Source organism: Flavobacterium sp. 103, from assembly GCF_003096795.1.
GTDB lineage: Bacteria > Bacteroidota > Bacteroidia > Flavobacteriales > Flavobacteriaceae > Flavobacterium.
Genome location: NZ_QENX01000001.1, coordinates 412,421 through 435,870, shown reverse-complemented (window position 1 = coordinate 435,870; position 23,450 = coordinate 412,421). Strand labels below are relative to the sequence as shown.

Sequence of the window (23,450 nt, the reverse complement as noted above, 5' to 3'; positions counted from 1 at the left end):
ACATTTTAGCCACAAATTACACAAATTTCCGCAAATTGATTTGTACAAATTTGTGTAATTTGTGGCTGATTATATGCTGTTACCTTAGGCTTTTAGTTTGCTAAAGCAAAATTATGGACTTCAAGTCTATAGTGTTTATTTAGTTGGATTATAGCTTTTTGATAAAGTAATCTTTGAAAATATTTTTAATCTGTGGCTTTAATTTTTTTAAATCTACAATCCCAAAGAGTCTTTTATTAACTGAAGATTTTCAGGGGTATAGCTAATTTTCAACGCTTCCTGATGTCCCTTGTCTGACATTTTATTCCAAGTTTTCAGAATAATGTTTTTTAGTTTTTCGGTATCGTGTTTGTGGACGAATGGGTCTAGATAAAATTCTAAAAACACTAAACAAATAACGTCTTCCAATAGTTGGGTTTCTTCGTCTTTTTTAAGTAATTTTTTCTCGATCAAAAAAGAAACACGATCAATGAAGTCATCTTCATATCCTGCTTTCTTTAAGATTTCGGAAGTCATTTTAGCGTGGAATTTTTTTAGATCCTCTCGCCATTTCAGATATCCCACACGATCCATGGGATACGATTCTCTTGCTATTTTCCAACGGCAAATGTGTTGTGCTTTGGCTGCTATTTGAACGGCTTCTGAAGCTTTGGGCTCAAAAGACATCAGCCTTTCGTACATTCTGTCGGAATATAATAACTCTTTTGGGTAGGTTACGTCCTGGTATATTTCATTATTTGGATCGGCTTCGTTTTCGGCATCAATCCACGCACTGGCGTTTAAAAAGGGGATAGTTTTCATTTGGAATAGTATATATTCAAAGATAGTAAAGGTTTTGAAATAAGGTATGCAAAATTTAACGAAGTTATTTTAGTCTTTTTCAAGGCAAAAAATAATTGAATAGCTGGGCTATTGAAATATTTTTTAACAAAGAAAAAGGGTAAAAGAACGAGAGAAATTGTATGGTTTATTTTGAAACATTTACGCATATACATTATTCTAAAAACCCAACGAATACTTCATTCCCTTCAATTTTTACAGGGTAGGTAGCTATTTTAAAATCATCACCATTTAAATTAGATCCATCTACTAGTGAAAAAGTTTTTTTGTGCATCGGACAGGCGATTTTTGGAATTCCATCTGTAGAACCCGTCATTCCTCTTGATAAAACCATTTCCATTTTGTGAGGACAGGCATTTTGGCAAGCATACCATTCGTTTCTTCTTTCGAAGTTGAAAATTGCAATTTGCTTGTTTTTGTATTTAATGCAACCGCCTCTGTTACTTGGGAAATCTTTGATGCTTCCAGCTTTGAACCAAATTTTTACTGCACTTAGGTTTACGGTTTCGTATTGGCTTAATAGTTCTTCCATTATATTTTTATTTAAGTTTTAAATAGTTGCTATTACGCTAAGATTCACAGAGTAGGCGCAAAGAAACACAGAGAGATTAATTTGTAGTTGCCTTGTGTTGTATTTTTCTTAAAAAAATCTTAGCGAATCTCTATGTTTCCTTCGCGAATCTTCGTGAAATAATTATTGTTGTTTTACCAAGCTCTAGGCATTTTTTGGTCTCTTAACGGCACATATTCTATGTTGTCGTCTTTCTCATCTGTATTAACAAAGTGACTGAAACGTTTCATCAATCTTGGTTTTTCAAGTACTTGTTTCCATTCACATTCGAATGTTCCGACCAATTTTTCCATGTCTGCTTCCAATGTTTCGCAAATTCCTATGCGGTCATGGATGATTACTTCTTTTAGATAATCCAATCCTCCATCAAGTTTTTCCAACCAAGTAGAAGTTCTAACTAATGGTCCTGCTGTGCGGATATAATACATAAGGAAACGATCCATATATTTGAAAACAGTTTCTTTGTTTATTTGCTCAGCTAAAAGTACCGCGTGTTTTGGATTGGCTCCACCGTTACCGCAGATGTAAAGATTCCAACCGCCTTCAACTGCAATTACTCCAAAATCTTTACCTCTGGCTTCGGCACATTCTCTGATACAGGCCGAAACTCCGCCTTTTAATTTATGTGGAGAACGAATTCCTCTGTAACGGTTTTCTAATTCGATGGCAAAAGTGGTACTGTCATCCATTCCGTAGCGACACCAAGTGTTTCCTACACAGCTTTTTACAGCTCTTAAAGATTTTCCGTAAGCGTGACCGCTTTCAAAACCGTTGTCTATTAATACTTTCCAGATTTTTGGTAAATCATCTAATTGAGCACCAAATAAATCGACACGTTGTGCGCCGGTTATTTTGGTGTATAAATCAAATTGTTTGGCCACTTCTCCAATGACAATTAATTTTTCAGGAGTGATTTCGCCACCTGCAATTCTTGGAACAACAGAATAGGTTCCGTTTCTTTGAATATTAGCCAAATATCTGTCATTTGTATCTTGAGTAGTTACGTGTTTGTTGGCGGTATCATTATAGATACTGGAGAAAATAGAAGCTACCACAGGTTTGCAAATTTCACATCCATCTCCATTTCCGTGATGGTCGATTACTTCGTAATAGTTAGTGTATTTATTGATTTTTACAAGATCAAATAATTCTTGTCTAGTATAATTAAAGTGCTCACAAATACTTTCTTTTACTTCTCTTCCTATTGATTTTTGAGCTGCTTTTACTAAGTCAGCGACCATTGGTTTACATCCTCCACAACCTGAAGTTGCTTTAGTTAATTTTACGACATCGCCAAATGTATTAGCAGTTCCGTCAAGAATCGAACAGCAGATAGCGCCTTTGGTAACGTTCTCACAAGAACAGATTACGGCTGTATCTGGCAAATCGGATGCGCTTCCAAGCGTAGATCCTTCTCCGCCACGAGAACCTAGTATTAAATCTTCCGGATTTGGCGGTAATGCCATTGCGTTGGCATAAATTTGAAATAATCCGTTATAGTCTGATGAATCTCCTACAAGGATTCCACCCAATAATGTTTTTCCGTCTTTGGTAACATTTATTCTTTTGTAAATACCACTGAATTTGTTCTCATAAACAATTGCAGTAACATCTTCATTTTCAATAAAAGGATCACCAAAACTCGCAACTTCAACTCCAATCAATTTCAATTGAGTAGACATATCGATGGTGTCTCTCATCGTTTTATCCCCTTTTAGGATTTGCTCGGCGGCAACATCAGCCATTTCGTAGCCTGGTGCCACAAGACCATAAATCATTTGATTGTATAAGGCAACCTCACCAATGGCAAAGATATAAGGATCTGATGTTTGCATTTTATTATTTACCACGATTCCGCCTCTAACGCCTACTTCAAGTCCAGAGACTCTTCCTAGTTCGTCGCGAGGTTTTATCCCAGCCGATATAACCAACATATCTACGTTTAACAATTCATCATCTGCAAACATCATCCCTTTTATACTTTCTTCACCGGCGATGTATTGTGTTGCTTTATTAAGATGTATCCCTATATTTAATTCTTCTATTTTGGATTGGAGCATATCACTCGCGCCTTTGTCCAATTGTCTTGGCATTAATCGAGGTGCAAATTCAACTACATGAGGATTTAATCCTAAGTCGCGTACTGCTTTTGCAGCTTCTAATCCTAATAATCCACCACCAAGAACAGCAGCTTCGGTTGCTCCGTTGGCTTTAATTTTTTTGGCATAAGCCATAATTGCGTCAAGATCTTCGATGGTTCTGTAAACAAAAACCCCTTCTTTTTCTACCCCATCAATTGGCGGTACAAAAGCGGCAGAACCTGTAGCTAAAACTAAGTAATCATACTCATATGTTTTTTCTAAGTGAGTATGTATGGTTTTTTGTTCTCTGTTGATATCTGTAATTAACTCCGAAGTGTTTAATATGATATTGTTGTCTTCATACCATGATGTCGTTGATAGAGACAGATCGTCCGCAGTCTTACCGGCAAAGTATTCACTCAAGTGAACTCTGTCATAAGCGCGTCTTGGCTCTTCTCCAAATACTGTAATTTGATACTTTTCTTGCCCAGATTTCGAAATGAATTTCTCGCAAAATTTATAACCTACCATGCCGTTTCCGACTACTATCACATTAATCATAATCTGTTAATTAAGTATTACTACGCAAACATACGTATAAATACTTAATTTAAATACTTAATTTTTATTTTTTTTCTAAAATAAAATGATTTTTAATAGCGGCTGTTTGATACAGTGAGCAGCTGGTAGTGGTTCCTAATCATTATTAAATGAATTAAGTAAAGATGTTTTCTACTTATAAAACTCTCCAATGTGCCATAGAATTCCGGATGGGTCGTGAATAAAGCATTCTTTGCCCCAATCCATTTCGCGAATCGGGACTAATTTTACATTTTCATATTTAGCGGGCAAGTTCAATTCCAAAAGTTCAGTCCAAAATAGGTTAACATCTTCGACTTCCAAAAAAAGCATGGTGTTGTCTATCCAATCTTTGACATATGCATCTTGCAGATAAAATCCGATTCCTTTGGTTTCAAAATACGAGAAATTGGGTCCCAATATAATTTCCGTGAAACCCAAGTCTTGATAAAAACGTCGTGAAATCCCAAAGTCTTTGGAACCGATAAATGGTCTGATTGATTTGGCTTTATGTTCCATATTTTTTTTCTAGATACTAAGTTTCTGAGATGCTAAGATACTAAGTACAAAGTAACTTTTTAAATTGTCAGCTTAAATCTTATAAACTTAGCACTTATTGTTTAGTAAATTTTTGTTCGTTTTCTTTTACTCTAAATATAACGATTTGTTCTATTAGCCAATATGGAATTGGGTGGCTGACAGGAAACTGAACCGAGCCTTTTCCCTGTTTGTAATTGGAAAGTTCATTGGAAAACTCTGTGTGTCCGGTTGGCGTTGCATAAAATCCGATATGGTTTTTATATCCAGCGAAATATACCAAGGGTTTTCCGTATGTCTTGTAGGCGGGCATTCCGTAGGATATGCATTCCAAGGCTTCGGGCGCTTTTTTAATGATGGTCATGCGAACGTTTTGCAAAAGGGTTTGTATGTCTTTTGGGAATGTTGCAATGTATTCGTCAACGGTTTTAAAATCAGTTTTCATTGGTTTCCTTTCAATTTGTGTGGTACGAATATTTATTTTTTTAAACTAAGTTAGTTAGAAATAGGATGTTTTCTGCTAAACGAAAATACAAATAAAAAAGATATTTTGGTCAAGTAAAGAACTATTCTAAACTGAGGTTTTTAATTGTTGTTATAGAATTTATCTATTGAAAAAATATTTTAGATAAAAATAATTTTGGTAAATTCGTGAGTAAGTTTTTAAAAATCATCACATTATGGAAAATTACGAAAATCTGAACACATCGAATGCTGAGCATGGAAACGAGGGAGGCAAATGCCCTTTTTCTGGCGTTACCTCAAAACAAATTGCTGGCTCTGGCACGAGAAACAATGACTGGTGGCCCAATCAGTTGAAACTAAATGTCCTTCGTCAACACTCATCGCTATCCAATCCGATGGGAGAGACGTTCAACTATGCCGAGGCTTTCAAAAGCCTTGATTTGGCTGCTGTAAAAAAAGATCTTTTCGATTTAATGACCGATTCTCAGGACTGGTGGCCGGCTGACTACGGTCATTATGGACCGTTCTTTATTCGGATGGCCTGGCATAGTGCGGGTACCTACCGTATTGCTGACGGTCGCGGAGGTGGTGGGGCTGGTACCCAACGATTTGCTCCACTCAACAGTTGGCCGGACAACGTGAATCTTGATAAAGCACGTTTGCTGTTATGGCCAATCAAACAGAAATATGGTAAGAAAATTTCATGGGCAGACTTGATGATTCTGACCGGAAATTGTGCACTCGAGTCCATGGGACTCAAGACTTTTGGCTTTGGAGGAGGTCGTGCCGATGTTTGGGAACCAAATGAAGATATCTATTGGGGTTCCGAGGGAAAATGGCTGGATGATCAACGATACACGGGTGACCGAGAATTAGAAAATCCTTTGGCTGCCGTGCAGATGGGCTTGATTTACGTGAATCCCGAAGGGCCAAACGGTAATCCGGATCCTCTGGCATCTGCCCGTGATATTCGGGAAACCTTTGCACGTATGGCTATGAATGACGAAGAAACTGTTGCGCTTATTGCGGGTGGACACACTTTTGGTAAAACCCATGGTGCTGCCGATCCAAACGAGTATGTTGGTGTAGAACCGGCTGCTGCTGGAATAGAGGAGCAAGGTCTTGGTTGGAAAAATACCTTCGGAACTGGAAATGGTGAATATACTATTAGTAGTGGTCTTGAAGGGGCTTGGACAACAACGCCCAATAAGTGGAGTAACAATTACTTCGAAAATATGTTTGGATTCGAATGGGAATTATCGAAAAGTCCAGCTGGTGCACATCAATGGAAACCAAAAAACGGAACTGGTGCCGGAACAGTTCCAGATGCTCATAATCCATCAAAAAGTCACGCTCCAACCATGCTGACAGCTGATCTTGCTTTGAAGGTAGATCCTATTTATGAGCCAATTGCTAGACACTTTCATAAAAATCCTGATGAGTTTGCTGATGCCTTTGCTCGTGCCTGGTTTAAACTGACGCATCGTGACATGGGACCAATTGTACGTTATTTAGGACCAGAAGTGCCTAAAGAAGAACTGATTTGGCAGGATCCCATTCCAGCGGTTACTCATCAATTAATTGATTACAATGATATTAATGATTTAAAGTCTAAAATAGTGGCTTCTGGCTTGTCTGTTTCTCAATTGGTAGCTACAGCTTGGGCTTCGGCATCAACATTCCGTGGATCCGACAAGCGTGGTGGTGCAAACGGGGCACGTATTCGCCTTGCTCCGCAAAAGGATTGGGAAGTGAATAATCCGGCTCAGTTATCAACTGTATTATCTGTCCTTGAGGGTATTCAAGCTTCATTTAATAACGCTCAGTCTGGCGGAAAGCAAGTATCACTGGCTGACTTAATCGTTCTGGCTGGAGGTGTTGGAATTGAAAAAGCAGCTCAACAAGCTGGTCAAAATCTGACTGTTCCCTTTACACCCGGAAGAGCTGATACTTCACAGGAAAAAACGGATGTGGAATCTTTTGCTGTTCTAGAACCTGAAGCAGATGGTTTCAGAAATTATATTAAAACGCAATATACTATTTCTACAGAAGAAATGCTTATTGACAAAGCACAATTGTTGACGCTAACTGTACCTGAACTGACTGTTCTTGTTGGTGGTTTGCGTGTTCTTAATGTGAACTTTGACCATTCTAGACATGGAGTGTTCACGAGTCGTCCTGAGACATTGACTAATGACTTTTTTGTAAATCTGCTAGATTATGGCACAGCTTGGAAAGCTTCTTCAGAATCGCAAGAGGTGTTTGAAGGTCGTGATCGTAAGACAGGTACATTGAAGTGGACAGGGACCCGAGTGGATCTTATCTTTGGATCCAATTCAGAGCTTCGTGCTATCGCTGAGGTTTATGGATGCAGCGATTCTAAAGAGTTGTTTGTGAAGGATTTTATAGCCGCATGGAATAAAGTAATGAATTTGGATCGCTTCGATTTGAACTAAATAATTGTATTGTATATTACTAAAAAAGTGGTCTGGAAACAGGCCACTTTTTTAATTGTATCATAAAAACCTAAACCGAAATTTTTTCAATTAAGATCTCAGAACCTGATTGATCATAATATGTACAGGTCATTTCAATAATATCAACTCTCCACCGTGCAATACCACATTGGCCGGCATGACGGCAAAACGTCAAATAATCGGTTTGACCGTTTTGGTGCATCACTAAAAATTCGATGAATCGCTCTTTATTGGCTGATGCGGCAATTTTTATTTCATCATATTTTTCATTAGAAGCAACAGAGTAATTATTTACTCCATAATAGTGAACGTCGCCATCATTTACAAAGGTATCGTATCCTTTTACGCCTAAAATGATTAAATCTTGTATGTAATTTGGAAAATCAGCACCACTTTTTACTTTAGAATGGGCTTCTTTTATTTGTTCTATTGTAAACATATTTGATAGGTTTTTGATTAATTATAGTGCAATAAAATCAGCTGTTTTTGGGAAAACACTTAAGGCATCAACAACAACTTGTGGAGTTGGAGTGGCTAATTTACGTATTTTAGTATCCATCCAAGCACCATCAACAGTAATAACGGCACACAATATATCTTCTTTGTAGAACTCATGGACAATTGACCAGCGTGAAGCATCAGCTTTCATTTTTGCCATTTTGGTTTGCATGATAATCTCATCCGAGAGATTGATTTCTCTTCTAAAGACACATTCTTCTCTAAATAATATAGGGCCAATATGTTCCTTTTGCATCACTCTTAATGTTAATCCTAATTGTGCTAGTATTTCAACACGATGTTGTGCCCCAAAATCATAATAGGCACTATGACGTAAGTGAAAATTTGGATCTAAATCAGACCAGCGAAAGGACAGTTGTTTGCTAAATGTAGCCATAGGATTTATAATTTATGTATGTTTTTGTAAGCAAAGATAGCTAGGATTTTCATATGGGCAAAGCGAACAGTTCGAACATACAACAATTTAAAACAGGAGTTCGATTATTAATTTGGAGCAGAAACATTTGGCTTTTTTGGAAACATCGTCCCGTTTTCCGTTGCAATATTATGTGCCGAACCCCGGCACATAATGATTTTTACTTCAACCGGGGCTAAAAGGAGGTATTTTGTTTTTTTCCATCATCCGAAAAAGGAAAACTGTAATAATCGAACTTTCGTTTAAATTAATTTTGAATTTCCCTATGCGTCAAGCAATCCTTGTACGTTAAATTTTGTCATTTGCATAAATGCCTGCATAACCTTTGGCGCTTTTTCAGGATCAGCCATTAGCTCGCTCAATATTCTTGGGACAATTTGCCAAGTAACGCCGAATTTGTCATCGAGCCAACCGCATTTATTATAAATTCCGCCTTCGCCTAATTTGTCCCAATAATGGTCAATTTCTTCCTGTGTTTCGCATTCTATAACATAAGAATTGGCAGGCGATAATTTATACATGGGACCGCCATCCAAGGCCATAAATTTAGTTCCATTCAATTCAAAGTTGACAACAAATGAATTCTCGAAAGTGATTTTTGAGTTTTTAAAAATGTAGCAATAATGTGCTGCTGCTGCTTTGGCCTGTCCGTCAAACCATAAGCAAGGATAAATTTGATTTGCCATTATTATTTTAATTTTTATGTAAAAGTTTTTTTCTATTTTTCAATTGCATAGCGCTAAAGTACTAACGAAGTTATAGAAAATAAAGACGTAATCTAAGAGGCATCCAAAATTGTGAATATCTATTTTCTAAATTGTGAATTTTATTTTCTTTAAAATCTATCTTTGGCATCCTTAAAAAAAATATATGAGCACAATTTGGTACGAATGCAAAGTAAAATATAGAAAAACGGATGAAACTGGCGGACAAAAGGTTGTAACAGAACCTTATTTGGTTGATGCTTTGTCCTATACCGAAGCAGAAAGCAGAATTAATGAAGAGATGTCTGCATATGTTAGTGAAGAATTTAAAATCACGAATATAAAGGTGGCAAATTATGCCGAAATACATCCTTTCGAAAATGCTGACCGTTGGTTTAAATCAAGAGTTTCTCTAATGGCTTACGACGAAGAAAGTGGCAAAGAAAGAAAGTCAAATATGTATTTGTTGGTGCAAGCCAATGATGTAAAAGAAGCTTTTGATAACACCACTCATGTAATGAGTACCACGATGGGAGAATACACTATTCCGGCTATTTCGGAATCTCCTATTATGGACGTTTTTCCTTATTTCAGTGGTGAAGAAGGAGAAACAGAACAATTGGAAAGGTTCAATGCGCTGAAAGCTTCGAAACCTGCAACAGTTGAGGTAGAGGATACAACGGAATTTGATCCAGCTTATTTGGAGGAAAGTATTTAATTCGAGCGGTAATAGTCCTAGATTTATTTGGGAGTACATTTAAATTCTTCGCACCAAAATTCGGAAAGTTTACCGGATTGCGGTGCGAAGTTTTTTATCGGTTAATGAGAGATGCCTATATAAATCAGGAAATCTGTTTGAGAATTTCCCTCTCGGAATGGCGAACCAAGACTTTGAATTTTTCGTACCATCCTTTCCAATTTGCGGCACCCATGTCTTTTGCAAGTTCTTTTTCAAAATCTGCAAGTGCGGCATAAGACGATTCAAAAATCAGTCGGTAGCTTTCTCCGGTAAAGTCGGTTAAAACCCGGTTTCCGGGTGTCTGAGGGAACAATCCGCCATGTGTGGCTTCATCAATCAAAACTTTGGCATCTTTATAACGGCCAAATTGCAGATAAAAAATTTCGCGAACTATATACATGAGTACAAAATTTAATTGTTAAACAAAATGATTTTACTCGTATAAAGTTAAGGAATAATGCAATTGAATAGGTTCTAATGTGTTGGTAAACATTGGTTTAGTGCTTAAATAGAAATCAAAGAGCAGTTTGCTTTATCCAAAAGCTATACTTTGTAGGGTTGAATTTTAAGCGTACAGATCTTTTGTTAATATAATGTTGTAATGTATTTATTTATAGATGTTTGGCATAGATATTGAAAAGAAGTATCAGTAACTAGTAAAACATATAAATTATGAGTATAGAAGAATTAGGAGCGGTATTGAGTGATATGTTTAATAATTCTCCAAAAGAAGATGCAGCATTAATGATACGTTTATTTGGAATAAGATATGCTGCTGAAATTAAAAAGGATAATTACTCTAATGAGGAAATTATGAAAGCATCCGGAATTTCGGATGTATATCTTAATGAATTGTCAAAAGGGTTGAAACTGTCAGAATATGTTAGCTCGAAACAATTATAGACGAAATACTGTTTTGGTTTTAAATTTTAACAAAATAAATAAGCTGCAATTCCTAAATTTTATGGAATTGCAGCTTAACTTTTTTAGAAAATAAATCTTCTCTTATTAATGGGGTTAGTACAACATTTGTACAAGTGGTGTCAAAGCCGAAGCAGATTTTGGCAATAATGCTGTAAGTGCCGTAAATTGTGTTGGACTAACTATTTTTTTCATTTTGGCTGTAAATGATTCTCTGTTGGCAGTCATTTTGGATGTATATCCCGCTTTGTCGGTTGCCATGGTTGGCAAAAGATTTTTCTTTTTGTTCAAGGTTTCGTTAACCAATGAATTTACCGCAGGTTTTTGAGCATCGGTTAATTTTAATTTTGGGGACAATACTTCCATAACTTGATTGGATATGCTCGCAACATCAAAAGAGCTGGCTGACGCAGTTTTTGCTGTACTGGCTGCTTTTGTAATATCTCCCATGCTTTGTGCATTGGCAAATGAAATGGTTCCTAATAGAACGGCTGTGATCAATAGTTTCTTTTTCATATCTAGATAATTATTAGTTTGTTTTTTGAATTATAAAGATATAAAATAAATGTAAGTTTTTAGTGGGTTTATTTTGTTTAACCATTTAATAATCAGTGAAAATAAAAAAAATCCTAGTTTTTAAACTAGGATTTTTTTTGTGGACTTTCCATTTGGAGTATGTGAGCCATGTTTTTGATGAGATTGTCGTGTTTTTTTACAAATGGATTTTCTTCATCCCAAACATAGCCTGCGAGTACGGCACATATTTTTCTTTTTACATCTGGGTTTTCTGGTTGATGAAAAAATAAAGTCTGTAGGTTTCCTGTGTACCACTCTTTTACGTAAGTGGTAAAAACAGCAATTCCTCTTTTCATGTAACCCGTAAATTCGGTTTCCCAATCTACTGTTATTCCTTGTGATTCTTTGAGGTATAATTTGGCGGCAAGCATACCTGATTCGGTAGCAAATGCAACACCAGACGAGAAAACGGGATCCAAAAACTCGGAACTGTTTCCGGTAAGTGCAAAACCATCTCCGTACATTTTTTTGACTGATCGGGAATAATTTTCTAATTTGATTGGTTCAAATATAAAATCAACTCCACCAAATCGTTTAATATAAAAATCAGAAAGCTGAATGGCATTTTTCAGCGCTTCGGCATTGTCTTTATTGGCAGAAAGTGAATTGATAAAATCCGTTGGGCCCACAACGCCAAGACTTGTATTGCCATTCGAAAAAGGAATAACCCATAGCCACACTTCGGTTTCAAGTATGTCAAATGAAATCAGAGTGCCTTCCTCTCCTTCGGGACGGTTGATATCTACAACATGCGTAAAAATTGAGGAATGCGGGTCTAATTTAGAAGGCGTGTCCAAATCCAAAAGTCTTGGTAACACTCTTCCATAGCCGCTGGAATCGATAATGAATTTAGCGTGAATTTCTTTTAGATTCCCTCCCTTTTCTTTTACCACAGTAATCGAATTTTTCCCTTGAAAAGAAACCGAAATCACTTCTGATTCAAATTCTAAATCAATGCCTTTTCGTATCACTTCTTGAGCCATAGTGTTGTCAAAATCGGCTCTTGGTACTTGCCATGTCCAATCCCAACCTTCGGAAAATTTATTGCTGAAATCAAAAACACAGATATCTTCTCCTCTTATAAATCGAGCCCCTAATTTTTTTTCAAAATTCATGGCATCCAAACATTCGAATAATTCAGCTTCCGCAAAATGATCCATAACTCTTGGAATAAGACTTTCACCTACAACAATTCTAGGAAATTTTGTTTTTTCTACAACCTTAATTTTGACTCCTTTTTTATGAAGATAAGAGGCAGATACACATCCGGATGGTCCTGCTCCAATGATTAAAACATCTACGAATTCTTGTAACATTTATTTATTGCAATTAAAGTTTTTGTAAAGAGTGCATAATGGTCTATTAGGATTGAAATACGCTGTAATAGCACAAAACACAAAATTAAAGATTTATCGCCTTATAATACTCTTTTTTTGCATTTAATCAATGTATGGCTCATTCCAATTATTTCATGTATTTCAGCCACTACAAATCCGGCTTTTTCGATTACTTTCAAAATGTCCTCTGAATGGAACATTTGACTGTTTCCATTGGCAACCGCAGTAAAGTATAAAGAAGTGGCGTGTAGGCTGTATGTTGATGCTTGAAATTTTTGCAAATCCCAAAACGTTTCCAAAATATAGAAACTGGCATCGTCTGTCATTGCTTCATAAGCTCTTTTGAAAAGGCTATAAACTTCTTCCAAAGAAAAGCAATCGATAAACTGACTCATCCAGATAATGTCTGCTCCTTTTGGGAAAGGAATTGAATCGTCCAATAAATTAGCTCCTATTGTAGAAATTCGATCTTCAAAACCAGCGGCCTCTATATTTTTCTGTGCTACTTTGATCTGTCCCGGCAAATCTAAAATGGTGATTTTTACTGTTGGATCATATTTGGCACATTGCAAAGAAAATTTTCCTGTATTGCCCCCAACATCCAAAAATGATTTAGGATTATTGTCAAATAAAATGGGCATAATTTCTGGAAAAGTATAATCCGAATAAAAGTGGTCAAAGTCAAACCAGCTTTTTTTGATTTTTTCAGGTAATTCGGATAAACCGATATAAACAGTGTCCCAATTTCCTAATTCTTTCAGACCTTCGGGTTTTCCATTTACTATAGATTCTTCCAAATGGTTTATCGCTAGATAATTTACATCTTGGGTAAAATCCATATTTATATTGGTCATTTTATCCCTTAATATGAAATAACCAGTTTTTGTGAGTATGAATTCATTGTCTTTCAAATAAACCATTTCCAAGCTTAAACCCGCTTCGAGTAAAACTTTTACACCATAGACTGATAAATTCAACTCGGTCGCTATGGTTTCTATACTCGCTTTGTCATTATTAAATAAGTATTCTAAAATACCCAAATTCCGAAGTGATTTTGCTGCTTGAAACATAATTGGGGCAAAAGCAATTTTTTGTGCGTCTAAATTCGCTTGAACAACATTTTTTTTGTCAGAACCAAAATCTTTCATTCTTTTTTGATATTTAAGATGGCGTTGTAAGTGCTTGTTAATATATTAGTTATGCTTGTTTTTCTAATTTGTAAAACAAAAAAAATATAGGTTTACTAATTTTAGCGATATTGTGCTACATTTGTTTATCCAAATTAACCACATTAAATTCTAAATAAAAATTAATTTTTAATATATTTAGTTGAAAAAATAATACAAATTGAATGAATACTATAAAGGAATTTTTAAGTCTAGAAGAGTTTGAATCTGTAATCTTTAATAATGACAAAATAAATATTAGCCAAGTTGTTTTAGATCGAGTTAATGAAAGTTTTGATTTTCTAAAAGAATTCTCAGTTAATAAAATTATTTACGGTGTAAATACCGGATTTGGGCCAATGGCTCAATATCGTATTAAAGACGAAGATCGTATACAATTGCAATATAATTTAATACGAAGTCATGCTTCTGGTACAGGAAAACCATTGAATGCAACCTGTGTTAAAGCGGCAATTTTGGCTAGGCTAAATACACTTTCTTTAGGTAATTCTGGAGTTCATTCTTCAGTGATTCATTTGATGAAAGAATTAATCAATAGAGATATTACTCCTTTAATTTTTGAACATGGTGGAGTAGGAGCCAGTGGTGATTTAGTGCAATTGGCACATTTGGCTTTGGTTCTTATTGGTGAAGGAGAGGTGTTTTATAAAGGAGAAAGACGACCTACACAAGCCGTTTTTGCCATAGAAAAATTGGAACCTATTCAAGTCGAAATTAGAGAAGGATTGGCTTTGATGAACGGAACATCGGTGATGACCGGAATTGGAGTTGTCAATGTGCATCATGCCAATAAATTATTAGATTGGTCAATTAAATTTTCTTGTGCCATTAATGAGCTTGTACAAGCTTACGACGACCATTTTTCGGAAGAATTAAATAATACAAAACGTCATAAAGGACAAAGAGAAGTAGCTTCGAGAATGCGAAGAAATCTTGAAGATAGTACTTTAATCAGAAAAAGGGAAGATCATTTATATTCAGGAGAAAATACCGAAGATGTTTTCAAAGAAAAAGTGCAGGAATATTATTCTTTGCGTTGTGTTCCTCAAATTTTGGGGCCAATCCTTGAAACCATAAACAATGTGTCTTCTATTTTGGAAGAAGAATTTAATTCGGCAAATGATAATCCAATTATAGATGTGAAAAACCAACATGTATATCATGGTGGTAACTTTCATGGGGATTATATTTCGTTGGAAATGGATAAATTGAAAATCGTAATTACCAAATTAACGATGCTTGCCGAACGTCAGTTGAATTATTTATTGAATTCAAAAATAAACGAAATCCTTCCTCCATTTGTGAATTTGGGGACATTAGGATTTAATTTTGGAATGCAGGGAGTACAGTTTACGGCGACTTCTACAACTGCCGAAAATCAGATGTTATCGAATCCTATGTATGTTCACAGTATTCCAAATAATAATGACAATCAGGATATTGTAAGTATGGGGACTAATGCTGCCGTAATTACATCTAAAGTTATTGAAAATGCATTTGAAGTATTGGCTATCGAATTAATCACCATTGTTCAGGCAATTGATTATTTGGAACAAAAAGACCAAATTTCATCTGTAACCAGAAAAATATATGATGATATTCGTGTCATTATTCCAAGATTCGAAAAAGATCAGGTAATGTATCCTTTTGTGCAAAAAGTGAAAGATTATTTGATTAATAACTAAAAAGAGTTTGAAAGTTTAAGGGTTTAAAAGTTTAAATCTAAAATCAGCTATCTGCAATCTAAAATAAAAATATGAAATGTGCATTGGTAACAGGAGGTTCTAGAGGAATTGGTAACGCTATTTGTGAAAAACTATCACAGGACAGCAGTTATCATATTTTGATTAATTATTATTCCAATAAAGAAGAAGCCGAAAATACATTAGAAAAAGTTATCGCAAACGGAGCTACTGGAGAAATTTTAAAATTTGATGTTGCCAATTTTGATGAAGTAAAATCGGTATTGACACAATGGCAAGAGGCAAATCCGGAAGCAATTGTAGAAGCAATCATAAATAATGCAGGGATTACCAGAGACGGTCTGTTCATGTGGATGAGTCTGGAAGATTGGTCCAGTGTTATCAATACCAGTTTAAATGGTTTTTTTAATGTGACTAACTTTTTTATGCAAAAAATGTTGCGAAATAAATACGGCCGAATTGTGAATATCGTTTCACTTTCGGGAGTAAAAGGAACAGCAGGGCAGACAAATTATTCTGCGGCAAAAGGTGCGTTGGTAGGAGCAACTAAGGCTCTGGCACAGGAAGTTGCCAAAAGAAATATTACTGTCAATGCAGTGGCTCCAGGTTTTATAAGAACAAATATGACCAGCCATCTTGATGAAAAAGAATTAATTAAAATGATTCCGGTGAATCGTTTTGGCGAAGCCGAAGAAGTCGCTGATCTGGTTAGCTTTTTGGTTTCCAAGAAATCAAGCTACATTACTGGAGAGGTTATCAATATAAATGGTGGGATTTATTCATAAATAATATTGTAAGGAAATGAATAAAAGAGTTGTCATCACGGGAATGGGAATTTATTCCTGTATCGGAACATCGTTAGACGAGGTAAAAGATTCATTATATCAAGGAAAATCTGGTATTTCATTTGATCCAGAACGAAAAGAATTTGGTTTTCAATCAGCCTTGACCGGGATGGTTCCTAGGCCAGATTTGAAGAATTTGCTTACCAGAAGGCAAAGAATAAGTCTTGGTGAAGAAACCGAATATGCATACATGGCAACGGTTGAAGCCTTAAGAAATGCCAATATTGACGATGCTTTCTTTGATGAAAATGAAGTTGGAATCATGTATGGCAATGATAGTGCTTCAAAATCTGTTATAGAAGCAACCGACATTATCCGAGATAAAAAAGATTCTGCTTTAATTGGTTCAGGTGCTATTTTCAAGTCCATGAATTCAACGGTAACGATGAATTTATCGACTATTTTTAAAATGAGAGGGATTAATTTAACCGTAAGCGCTGCCTGTGCAAGCGGATCTCATTCTATTGGATTGGCCTATTTTTTAATAAAAAGCGGTTTTCAGGATGTAATCATTTGTGGTGGTGCACAAGAAATTAACAAATATGCCATGTGCAGTTTTGACGGTTTGGGTGTTTTTTCCCCAAGGGAAGACGAACCAACGAAAGCCTCAAGACCTTTTGATATTAATCGCGATGGTTTAATTCCTAGTGGCGGTGGAGCTACTTTAGTTTTAGAATCGTATGAATCAGCTATCAAAAGAGGTGCTCCTATTCTGGCAGAAGTTGTGGGCTACGGATTCTCGTCGAATGGCGGTCATATTTCCACTCCAAATGTTGAAGGTCCATCTATAGCCATGCAAAGAGCGCTCGATGAAGCGGGAATAAACGCAAGTGAAGTAGATTACATAAATGCCCATGCTACATCTACACCAGTTGGCGATGATAATGAAGCAAAAGCAATCTTTAAAGTCTTTGGTGAAAGCAATCCTTATGTGAGTTCTACAAAGTCAATGACAGGGCACGAATGCTGGATGGCTGGTGCCAGTGAGGTCATTTATTCGATTCTGATGATGCAAAACGATTTCATCGCGCCAAACATTAATTTGGAAACGCCAGATGATGATGCTGCAAAATTAAATTTGGTTAAAACCACTTTAAATAAAAAATTTGACATATTTTTGTCGAATTCCTTCGGTTTTGGAGGAACGAATTCAGCATTAGTAGTCAAAAAGTATAAAAAAAAGAATGAATAAAGAAGCAATCATAGAGAAGATTAATGATTTTTTAATTGATGAGTTTGAGGTAGATGGAGATGATATTCAGTCAGATGCAAATTTGAAAATCACTTTGGGATTGGATAGTTTAGACTATGTAGATTTAGTTGTTTCTATTGAATCAAACTTTGGTGTAAAATTAGTTGAAGCAGATTTTGTAGGAATAGATACATTCCAAGATTTTTATGATCTTATCGAAAATAAATTAAAAGCAAAAGCATAATTTATATTTTTTAGATGTCACAAGCATTCTAAAATCTAAAATCTACAATTTAAAATGAGTCAATGGGATGGAAAATCTAAAGGGACTGTTCTAGGATACAAAATTTTTGTTTTTTTTATAAAAAAAGTAGGGATTAAAGCAGCTTATCTTGTCCTTTATTTTGTAGCAACTTATTATTTTATTTTCCTAAAAAAAAGTAATACCTCAATCTTTTATTATTTTAGAAAAAGATTGGGGTATTCCTATTTTAAATCCAAAAGGATGGTTTTTAAAAGTTATTATACTTTTGGACAGACTATTATTGATAAAATTGCCATTGGTGCCGGATTGAAAAATAAGTTTACCTATGAACATGATGGAGGCGAAATTATTATCAAACTTTTGAAAGAAAAAAAAGGGGGAGTGCTGATTAGCGCACATATTGGAAATTTTGAAATTGCCGAGCATTTTTTCAGTGAGGTTGATGTTAATTTTCAAATAAACCTTGTCACTACCGATTTAGAACATTCTGCAATAAAAAAATATCTAGAAAGTATTACCCAAAAACCAACAATAAACTTCATATTGATTGGTGATGATTTGTCACATATATTTGAGATTAATTCGGCTCTAGCCAGAAATGAACTGGTTTGTTTCACCGGAGACAGGTATTTTGAGGGCGTAAAATCATTAAGTGAAACATTATTGGGAGAAGAAGCTCTTTTTCCGGCTGGGCCATTTCTAATATCCTCTCGTTTAAAAGTCCCGGTTGTTTTTGTTTATGTAATGAAAGAGCCCAATTTACATTACCACCTTTATACCAGAGAAGCTACTGTAAAGCATCGTGATGAAAAGGGGTTGTTGAAAGAATATGCCCAAAGCGTGGAAACGATGGTTAAAAAATACCCTTTGCAATGGTTTAACTATTTTGATTTCTGGAATCAGATCGATAAATAATAACAATTATTTAAATTACTGTTTTTTTGTGAATTTGATATTAGGTATTTGTAATTACTTAATATTTAATGGATTAATTTGTGTTGTGAGTCATTTACTAAAGCAACACACTTTTTTGTTTGGAAAGAAATAAATTGTAATTAGGATTAATTATAAATTTTAAGTTATTTTCGTTTTTATAAAAATTAACCTAAATGAAAAACGTTCTTGTAATCTACTATTCTCAATCGGGACAACTAGAGTCTATTGCTAGAAATATTGCAAAACCACTTTTGAATTCAGATAGTATAAATGTTTTGTTTCATGAAATTCAGCTAGAGAAGCCGTTTCCGTTTCCTTGGAACAATGACGCATTTTTTGGCGCTTTTCCAGAATCATTTTTGCAGATTCCAGCCGCGTTGAAGCCGGTTTCAGAAGAAATAATGAATACCAAATTTGATTTGATTCTTTTGAACTACCAAGTTTGGTATTTAACACCTTCAATTCCTATAAATTCTTTTTTGAAGAGCCCGGAAGCTAAAATACTATTAAATAATACTCCCGTTATAACCATAACCGGTTCCAGAAATATGTGGGTAATGGCACAAGAAAAAGTAAAGACTTTATTGAAACAAAATAATGCATTGTTAAAAGGAAATATCGCTTTAGTTGATAGAGTAGGAAATTTAATAAGTGTTATCACTATTGTAGAATGGATGTTTTCTGGAGTGAAAAAAAAATATCTTGGAATCTTTCCTTTACCGGGTGTTTCAGACAAGGATATTAATGAATCCACAAAATTTGGGGAAGTAATTCTTTCCAGTTTGAAAGATAATGATTTAGATAATTTGCAATCTAAATTAATTGATATTGATGCGGTTAGGATTAGTTCATACTTGGTTACTGTTGATAGAACGGCCAATAAGATTTTTGCAAAATGGTCAAATTTGATTATTAATAAAGGAGAATCCAGAAAGTTTTGGATAAAGGTTTTTAAAGTTTATTTGTTATTGGCTATTTGGTTAATCTCACCAATAGTTTATATCTTGCACGTTCTTACTTATCCGTTAAAAGTTAAAAAAATAAGGAAAGAATTAGAATATTATAAAGGAGTAAAATAGATTATTATGTTTGATGTATATATTACAAAAGCGGCCAAATGTTTGCCAAATGAAGCTGTTTCTAATGACGAAATGGAAGATTATTTGGGTTTAATAAATGAAACCGCATCCAAAGCAAGAAGACTGATTTTAAGAAATAATAAGATTGTTAGTAGGTATTACGCTTTGGACAAAAACGGGAAAAGCACTCATAATAATGCCGAATTAACAAATAACGCGATTCAAGGATTATTTGATAAAAATTTCACAGCTCAAGATATGGAATTATTGTCTTGTGGTACAACTACCCCAGATGTTCTGGTACCTTCTCACGCGTCAATGGTACATGGATTATTGAAGAATAAATCGTTAGAATTAAATTCTTCATCAGGAGTATGCTGTGCAGGCATGAATGCCTTGAAATTTGGATATCTTTCTATAAAATCAGGTAATACTAAAAATGCGGTTTGCGCCGGTTCCGAAAAACTATCCACTTGGATGTTGGCTGAAAAATTTGAGAATGAAGTTGTGAACTTAAAGAACCTTGAGGAGCAGCCGATTCTGGCCTTCAAAAAAGATTTCTTGCGTTGGATGTTGTCTGATGGTGCTGGAGCTTTTTTATTAGAAAATAAGCCTAACGGCCCAATCTCTTTAAAAATTGAATGGATGGAGGCTTTCTCATACGCATACGAACTGGAAACTTGTATGTATGCTGGAGGAGATAAAATGGAAAACGGTGAAATAAAACCTTGGAACGATTACAATCCAGACCAATGGTTGAATGAATCTTTGTTTGCTTTCAAACAGGATGTTAAATTATTGGACGAATTTATTTTGGTTAAAGGTTCTCTGAGCATGGAAGATGCTTTGTCTAAAAATAATGTTTCGGCAGATGAAATTGATTTCTTCCTGCCACACGTTTCTTCTCATTATTTTGTGGATGGATTGAGTAAGTCATTGGCAGAAAGAGGTATGGTGATACCAATGGAAAAATGGTTTATGAATTTGGCTTATGTAGGGAATGTAGGTGCTGCTTCAATTTATTTGGCTTTAGAAGAATTAATGAATTCTGGTAAATTAAAAAAAGGAAATAAAATTCTTTTATCAGTTCCTGAGAGTGGTCGTTTTTCTTATGCCTATGCTTATTTAACGGTCTGTTAATGATAGGGTTTGGAAATAATCCATTAGGAGATAAAGATTTTGTCGAAACTTTAATCCCTCAAAAATTCCCATTTGTAATGGTGGATAAATTGTATTCTTACTCAGAAACCGAATTGGTTTCAGGATTTACAATACAAAGCGATGCTATTTTTCTGGAAAAGGATAATTTTCTAGAGTCAGGGATAATAGAACATATGGCACAATCTGTGGCTTTGCATACCGGCTATCAATTTTATTTAAGAAACGAAAAAGCTCCTACAGGGTATATTGGCTCCGTAAAAGATATTGTAATAAATAAATTGCCCAAACTTCATGACGAAATAAGAACAACAGTTTCGATATTACAGGAATTTGGAGGAATTACTTTGGTTGATGTTGTAACCAAATTGAACGATGTTGAAATAGCTAAAGGTCAAATGAAGACCGTTTTGGCTAAATAACTTAGAACACCGTGAGTAAAAAAGAAACCTCAAATCCAGTTGATATAAAAAAGTATCTGCCACATCGAGCTCCGATGCTGATGGTGGATCTGATTCTGGAAATGGATGACGAACAAGTGGAAACCTTTTTTGAAATTAAAACAGATAATATATTTCTGGAGAATGGTTTTTTTACAGAATCAGGCTTAGTTGAAAATATGGCTCAAACCTGTTCATCTGTAGTCGCCAAAGATTATTTTATCGATGAAAATTATAATGATAAAGAGGGTGTGAATGTCGTTGGTTTCATTAGCGGTATCAAAGCATTGAAAATTCATGCTTTGCCACAAGTTGGTAATGTTATTTATACAAAAGCTTTGTTAGTCTCCAAATTTATTACAGAATCCTATAGTTTGTGTACCATGAAATGTCAAACTTTTAGAGCCGATGAATTGCTCTTGGAAGGTGAGATTACATTATTTATTCAAGAAAATAAATCATAGTAATAGTATGAAAAAAGAAGAAGTTCCTCAAGACAAAGGCAATCTTTCCAATAAAAATATGAAGGAGTTGGTTTATGCCACAGATGAAAAAGGCAATTATACAACTGCTTTGAGCACTGGTTGGGAGCCAAAAACTATTGCACTTTCTAATTCTATTGAAGAAATTAGTGAGCGAATTGCAATTGCAAAAGCGCAAGTAGAGAATAACGAGGTGAGTCCCATTTGTTATTATATGGAGTTTTGCAGAATGGATATTGGAGTGCTCTCCAGTTATGTAGGAATGTGGCAATGGCGTGTTAAAAGGCACTTCAAACCTAGAGTTTTTGCAAGATTAAGCGATTCCATTTTGAAAAAATATGCGGAATCATTCAATATTACTATCGAAGAATTGAAAAATTTTAAAACAAATTAATGGAAACAAATTTTGCACATCATCAATCGGCCCATTGTGAAAATGGAGTTGCTTCCAATTTGTTAAAACATAACGGATTGAACATTAGTGAGCCTATGGTCTTCGGGATTGGTTCAGGACTTTTCTTCGTTTACTTACCTTTTTTGAAAGTGAATTATGCGCCTGCGATTAGTTATAGGCCCATGCCAGGTTCTATTTTTAATAAGTTGGCCAAACGTTTAGGGTTAAAAATAAAAAGACAAAAATTTTCCAGTGAAGCTAATGCCATTAAAGCATTGGACGAAAACTTAAAAAATAATATTCCCTCCGGATTACAGGTGGGAGTGTACAACTTAACGTATTTTCCTGATGAATATCGTTTTCACTTCAATGCCCACAATTTGGTGGTTTATGGAAAAACGGAAACAGATTATTTAATCAGCGACCCCGTTATGGAAAACGTAACGACACTGACTCATGCCGAATTGAATAAAGTTCGTTTTGCCAAAGGCGCTTTTGCGCCAAGAGGTCAAATGTATTATCCAATTCAGGTTCCTGCCAATGTAGATTTGAAAGGTGCGATTATCAAAGGAATAAAAAATACCTGTCGGGATATGTTGGCACCAATGCCAATAATTGGTGTACGAGGTATTCGATATGTAGCCAAGCTAATTAAAAAATGGCCAGTAAAAGAGGGAACGAAGAAAGCCAATCATTATTTGGCTCAAATTGTTAGAATGCAGGAAGAAATAGGAACTGGTGGCGGTGGTTTCCGATTTATATATGCTGCATTTTTACAGGAAGCAGCAGTTATATTAGGAAATGACGAGCTGAAAAACTTATCATTGGAAATGACCGCTATTGGTGATTTATGGAGAGATTTTGCTGTAGAAGCTTCTCGTGTGTATAAAAACAGAAGCACGAAAGTAGATGTTTACAATACGCTTTCAGACGAGCTTTTGGTTATTGCCGATAGAGAAGAAGTGTTTTTTAAGAAGTTGAAAAAAGCAATTAGCTAAAAAAATATTA

General features: G+C 35.2%; 26 protein-coding genes. 14 read left to right on the top strand and 12 right to left on the bottom strand.

The window, feature by feature from the left end; all coding sequences use genetic code 11:
• Positions 1-213 precede the first annotated feature (213 nt).
• The 5 genes from C8C85_RS01670 to C8C85_RS01645 form a co-directional block, all read right to left on the bottom strand.
• On the bottom strand, positions 214-801 hold the full coding sequence (locus C8C85_RS01670; protein WP_116795521.1) for a DUF4202 domain-containing protein: 588 nt from the start codon (positions 799-801) through the stop codon (positions 214-216).
• Between the two features lie 193 nt (positions 802-994).
• Positions 995-1,372, bottom strand: coding sequence for a nitrite reductase small subunit NirD (gene nirD / locus C8C85_RS01660; RefSeq protein WP_116795519.1), 378 nt, complete (start codon positions 1,370-1,372; stop codon positions 995-997).
• A 173-nt stretch (positions 1,373-1,545) separates the two neighbouring features.
• Positions 1,546-4,053 (bottom strand): nitrite reductase large subunit NirB, encoded by a 2,508-nt coding sequence (gene nirB, locus C8C85_RS01655; RefSeq protein WP_116795518.1) that lies wholly within the window; start codon positions 4,051-4,053, stop codon positions 1,546-1,548.
• Positions 4,054-4,224: 171 nt separating this feature from the next.
• Positions 4,225-4,590, bottom strand: coding sequence for a glyoxalase (locus C8C85_RS01650; protein ID WP_116795517.1), 366 nt, complete (start codon positions 4,588-4,590; stop codon positions 4,225-4,227).
• Positions 4,591-4,684: 94 nt separating this feature from the next.
• Entirely contained in the window at positions 4,685-5,053 is a 369-nt protein-coding gene (locus C8C85_RS01645) for an iron chaperone (protein ID WP_116795516.1), read from the bottom strand.
• 235 nt (positions 5,054-5,288) lie between these two features.
• Between C8C85_RS01645 and katG the strand changes: the two genes are divergently transcribed.
• Positions 5,289-7,529, top strand: a complete 2,241-nt coding sequence (katG, locus tag C8C85_RS01640; protein ID WP_116795515.1) for a catalase/peroxidase HPI — start codon at positions 5,289-5,291, stop codon at positions 7,527-7,529.
• Positions 7,530-7,599: 70 nt separating this feature from the next.
• Here katG and C8C85_RS01635 read toward each other — a convergent pair whose 3' ends face one another.
• The 3 genes from C8C85_RS01635 to C8C85_RS01625 all read right to left on the bottom strand — a co-directional run bounded on the left by C8C85_RS01635 (position 7,600) and on the right by C8C85_RS01625 (position 9,170).
• A complete protein-coding gene (locus tag C8C85_RS01635; RefSeq protein ID WP_116795514.1) occupies positions 7,600-7,989 on the bottom strand; it encodes a DUF1398 domain-containing protein in 390 nt (129 codons plus the stop codon).
• 21 nt (positions 7,990-8,010) lie between these two features.
• Positions 8,011-8,445 (bottom strand): acyl-CoA thioesterase, encoded by a 435-nt coding sequence (locus C8C85_RS01630; RefSeq protein WP_116795513.1) that lies wholly within the window; start codon positions 8,443-8,445, stop codon positions 8,011-8,013.
• A 302-nt stretch (positions 8,446-8,747) separates the two neighbouring features.
• Positions 8,748-9,170 (bottom strand): VOC family protein, encoded by a 423-nt coding sequence (locus C8C85_RS01625; protein ID WP_116795512.1) that lies wholly within the window; start codon positions 9,168-9,170, stop codon positions 8,748-8,750.
• Between the two features lie 184 nt (positions 9,171-9,354).
• On the opposite strand from C8C85_RS01625, the gene C8C85_RS01620 reads away from it, so the two are divergent.
• Positions 9,355-9,906 (top strand): DUF4494 domain-containing protein, encoded by a 552-nt coding sequence (locus C8C85_RS01620; RefSeq protein ID WP_116795511.1) that lies wholly within the window; start codon positions 9,355-9,357, stop codon positions 9,904-9,906.
• Positions 9,907-10,030: 124 nt separating this feature from the next.
• On the opposite strand, the gene C8C85_RS01615 is transcribed toward C8C85_RS01620, so the two are convergent.
• Positions 10,031-10,327 carry a hypothetical protein gene (locus C8C85_RS01615; protein ID WP_116795510.1) on the bottom strand — a complete coding sequence of 99 codons (297 nt, stop codon included), beginning with the start codon at positions 10,325-10,327 and terminating at the stop codon, positions 10,031-10,033.
• Between the two features lie 272 nt (positions 10,328-10,599).
• On the opposite strand from C8C85_RS01615, the gene C8C85_RS01610 reads away from it, so the two are divergent.
• The gene (locus C8C85_RS01610; protein ID WP_207786917.1) at positions 10,600-10,830 is read left to right on the top strand and encodes a hypothetical protein; all 231 of its coding nucleotides are present in this window, start codon (positions 10,600-10,602) and stop codon (positions 10,828-10,830) included.
• A gap of 114 nt (positions 10,831-10,944) precedes the next feature.
• Here the strand turns inward: C8C85_RS01610 and C8C85_RS01605 are convergent, their stop codons facing one another.
• The 3 genes from C8C85_RS01605 to C8C85_RS01595 form a co-directional block, all read right to left on the bottom strand.
• Entirely contained in the window at positions 10,945-11,364 is a 420-nt protein-coding gene (locus tag C8C85_RS01605; RefSeq protein ID WP_116795509.1) for a hypothetical protein, read from the bottom strand.
• A gap of 125 nt (positions 11,365-11,489) precedes the next feature.
• Entirely contained in the window at positions 11,490-12,740 is a 1,251-nt protein-coding gene (locus tag C8C85_RS01600; RefSeq protein ID WP_116795508.1) for an NAD(P)/FAD-dependent oxidoreductase, read from the bottom strand.
• A 101-nt stretch (positions 12,741-12,841) separates the two neighbouring features.
• A complete protein-coding gene (locus C8C85_RS01595; RefSeq protein WP_116795507.1) occupies positions 12,842-13,909 on the bottom strand; it encodes a methyltransferase in 1,068 nt (355 codons plus the stop codon).
• 203 nt (positions 13,910-14,112) lie between these two features.
• Between C8C85_RS01595 and hutH the strand changes: the two genes are divergently transcribed.
• The 11 genes from hutH to C8C85_RS01540 all read left to right on the top strand — a co-directional run bounded on the left by hutH (position 14,113) and on the right by C8C85_RS01540 (position 23,440).
• Entirely contained in the window at positions 14,113-15,633 is a 1,521-nt protein-coding gene (hutH, locus tag C8C85_RS01590; RefSeq protein ID WP_116795506.1) for a histidine ammonia-lyase, read from the top strand.
• 71 nt (positions 15,634-15,704) lie between these two features.
• Entirely contained in the window at positions 15,705-16,436 is a 732-nt protein-coding gene (fabG, locus tag C8C85_RS01585) for a 3-oxoacyl-ACP reductase FabG (protein ID WP_116795505.1), read from the top strand.
• Positions 16,437-16,452: 16 nt separating this feature from the next.
• A complete protein-coding gene (locus tag C8C85_RS01580; protein WP_116795504.1) occupies positions 16,453-17,688 on the top strand; it encodes a beta-ketoacyl-[acyl-carrier-protein] synthase family protein in 1,236 nt (411 codons plus the stop codon).
• The gene (locus C8C85_RS01575) at positions 17,681-17,932 is read left to right on the top strand and encodes an acyl carrier protein (RefSeq protein WP_077371081.1); all 252 of its coding nucleotides are present in this window, start codon (positions 17,681-17,683) and stop codon (positions 17,930-17,932) included. Before C8C85_RS01580 ends, C8C85_RS01575 begins: the two co-directional genes overlap by 8 nt.
• A 54-nt stretch (positions 17,933-17,986) precedes the next feature.
• Entirely contained in the window at positions 17,987-18,868 is an 882-nt protein-coding gene (locus C8C85_RS01570) for a lipid A biosynthesis acyltransferase (RefSeq protein ID WP_116795503.1), read from the top strand.
• A gap of 194 nt (positions 18,869-19,062) precedes the next feature.
• On the top strand, positions 19,063-19,968 hold the full coding sequence (locus C8C85_RS01565; RefSeq protein ID WP_116795502.1) for a hypothetical protein: 906 nt from the start codon (positions 19,063-19,065) through the stop codon (positions 19,966-19,968).
• Between the two features lie 6 nt (positions 19,969-19,974).
• Positions 19,975-21,108: a beta-ketoacyl-ACP synthase III gene (locus tag C8C85_RS01560; protein WP_116795501.1), complete on the top strand. Its 1,134-nt coding sequence runs from the start codon at positions 19,975-19,977 to the stop codon at positions 21,106-21,108.
• Entirely contained in the window at positions 21,108-21,548 is a 441-nt protein-coding gene (locus C8C85_RS01555) for a hypothetical protein (RefSeq protein ID WP_116795500.1), read from the top strand. Before C8C85_RS01560 ends, C8C85_RS01555 begins: the two co-directional genes overlap by 1 nt.
• Positions 21,549-21,559: 11 nt before the next feature.
• Positions 21,560-22,030, top strand: coding sequence for an ABC transporter permease (locus tag C8C85_RS01550; protein ID WP_243412029.1), 471 nt, complete (start codon positions 21,560-21,562; stop codon positions 22,028-22,030).
• 7 nt (positions 22,031-22,037) lie between these two features.
• Entirely contained in the window at positions 22,038-22,442 is a 405-nt protein-coding gene (locus C8C85_RS01545; RefSeq protein ID WP_116795498.1) for a hypothetical protein, read from the top strand.
• Entirely contained in the window at positions 22,442-23,440 is a 999-nt protein-coding gene (locus tag C8C85_RS01540) for a BtrH N-terminal domain-containing protein (RefSeq protein ID WP_116795497.1), read from the top strand. Before C8C85_RS01545 ends, C8C85_RS01540 begins: the two co-directional genes overlap by 1 nt.
• Positions 23,441-23,450: the final 10 nt, after the last annotated feature.

What these genes read in the sequence shown, in the direction of transcription:
- C8C85_RS01670 (WP_116795521.1), bottom strand. Translation starts at nt 801, where the DNA reads ATGAAAACTATCCCCTTTTTAAACGCCAGTGCGTGGATTGATGCCGAA.
- nirD (WP_116795519.1), bottom strand. Translation starts at nt 1,372, where the DNA reads ATGGAAGAACTATTAAGCCAATACGAAACCGTAAACCTAAGTGCAGTA.
- nirB (WP_116795518.1), bottom strand. Translation starts at nt 4,053, where the DNA reads ATGATTAATGTGATAGTAGTCGGAAACGGCATGGTAGGTTATAAATTT.
- C8C85_RS01650 (WP_116795517.1), bottom strand. Translation starts at nt 4,590, where the DNA reads ATGGAACATAAAGCCAAATCAATCAGACCATTTATCGGTTCCAAAGAC.
- C8C85_RS01645 (WP_116795516.1), bottom strand. Translation starts at nt 5,053, where the DNA reads ATGAAAACTGATTTTAAAACCGTTGACGAATACATTGCAACATTCCCA.
- katG (WP_116795515.1), top strand. Translation starts at nt 5,289, where the DNA reads ATGGAAAATTACGAAAATCTGAACACATCGAATGCTGAGCATGGAAAC.
- C8C85_RS01635 (WP_116795514.1), bottom strand. Translation starts at nt 7,989, where the DNA reads ATGTTTACAATAGAACAAATAAAAGAAGCCCATTCTAAAGTAAAAAGT.
- C8C85_RS01630 (WP_116795513.1), bottom strand. Translation starts at nt 8,445, where the DNA reads ATGGCTACATTTAGCAAACAACTGTCCTTTCGCTGGTCTGATTTAGAT.
- C8C85_RS01625 (WP_116795512.1), bottom strand. Translation starts at nt 9,170, where the DNA reads ATGGCAAATCAAATTTATCCTTGCTTATGGTTTGACGGACAGGCCAAA.
- C8C85_RS01620 (WP_116795511.1), top strand. Translation starts at nt 9,355, where the DNA reads ATGAGCACAATTTGGTACGAATGCAAAGTAAAATATAGAAAAACGGAT.
- C8C85_RS01615 (WP_116795510.1), bottom strand. Translation starts at nt 10,327, where the DNA reads ATGTATATAGTTCGCGAAATTTTTTATCTGCAATTTGGCCGTTATAAA.
- C8C85_RS01610 (WP_207786917.1), top strand. Translation starts at nt 10,600, where the DNA reads ATGAGTATAGAAGAATTAGGAGCGGTATTGAGTGATATGTTTAATAAT.
- C8C85_RS01605 (WP_116795509.1), bottom strand. Translation starts at nt 11,364, where the DNA reads ATGAAAAAGAAACTATTGATCACAGCCGTTCTATTAGGAACCATTTCA.
- C8C85_RS01600 (WP_116795508.1), bottom strand. Translation starts at nt 12,740, where the DNA reads ATGTTACAAGAATTCGTAGATGTTTTAATCATTGGAGCAGGACCATCC.
- C8C85_RS01595 (WP_116795507.1), bottom strand. Translation starts at nt 13,909, where the DNA reads ATGAAAGATTTTGGTTCTGACAAAAAAAATGTTGTTCAAGCGAATTTA.
- hutH (WP_116795506.1), top strand. Translation starts at nt 14,113, where the DNA reads ATGAATACTATAAAGGAATTTTTAAGTCTAGAAGAGTTTGAATCTGTA.
- fabG (WP_116795505.1), top strand. Translation starts at nt 15,705, where the DNA reads ATGAAATGTGCATTGGTAACAGGAGGTTCTAGAGGAATTGGTAACGCT.
- C8C85_RS01580 (WP_116795504.1), top strand. Translation starts at nt 16,453, where the DNA reads ATGAATAAAAGAGTTGTCATCACGGGAATGGGAATTTATTCCTGTATC.
- C8C85_RS01575 (WP_077371081.1), top strand. Translation starts at nt 17,681, where the DNA reads ATGAATAAAGAAGCAATCATAGAGAAGATTAATGATTTTTTAATTGAT.
- C8C85_RS01570 (WP_116795503.1), top strand. Translation starts at nt 17,987, where the DNA reads ATGAGTCAATGGGATGGAAAATCTAAAGGGACTGTTCTAGGATACAAA.
- C8C85_RS01565 (WP_116795502.1), top strand. Translation starts at nt 19,063, where the DNA reads ATGAAAAACGTTCTTGTAATCTACTATTCTCAATCGGGACAACTAGAG.
- C8C85_RS01560 (WP_116795501.1), top strand. Translation starts at nt 19,975, where the DNA reads ATGTTTGATGTATATATTACAAAAGCGGCCAAATGTTTGCCAAATGAA.
- C8C85_RS01555 (WP_116795500.1), top strand. Translation starts at nt 21,108, where the DNA reads ATGATAGGGTTTGGAAATAATCCATTAGGAGATAAAGATTTTGTCGAA.
- C8C85_RS01545 (WP_116795498.1), top strand. Translation starts at nt 22,038, where the DNA reads ATGAAAAAAGAAGAAGTTCCTCAAGACAAAGGCAATCTTTCCAATAAA.
- C8C85_RS01540 (WP_116795497.1), top strand. Translation starts at nt 22,442, where the DNA reads ATGGAAACAAATTTTGCACATCATCAATCGGCCCATTGTGAAAATGGA.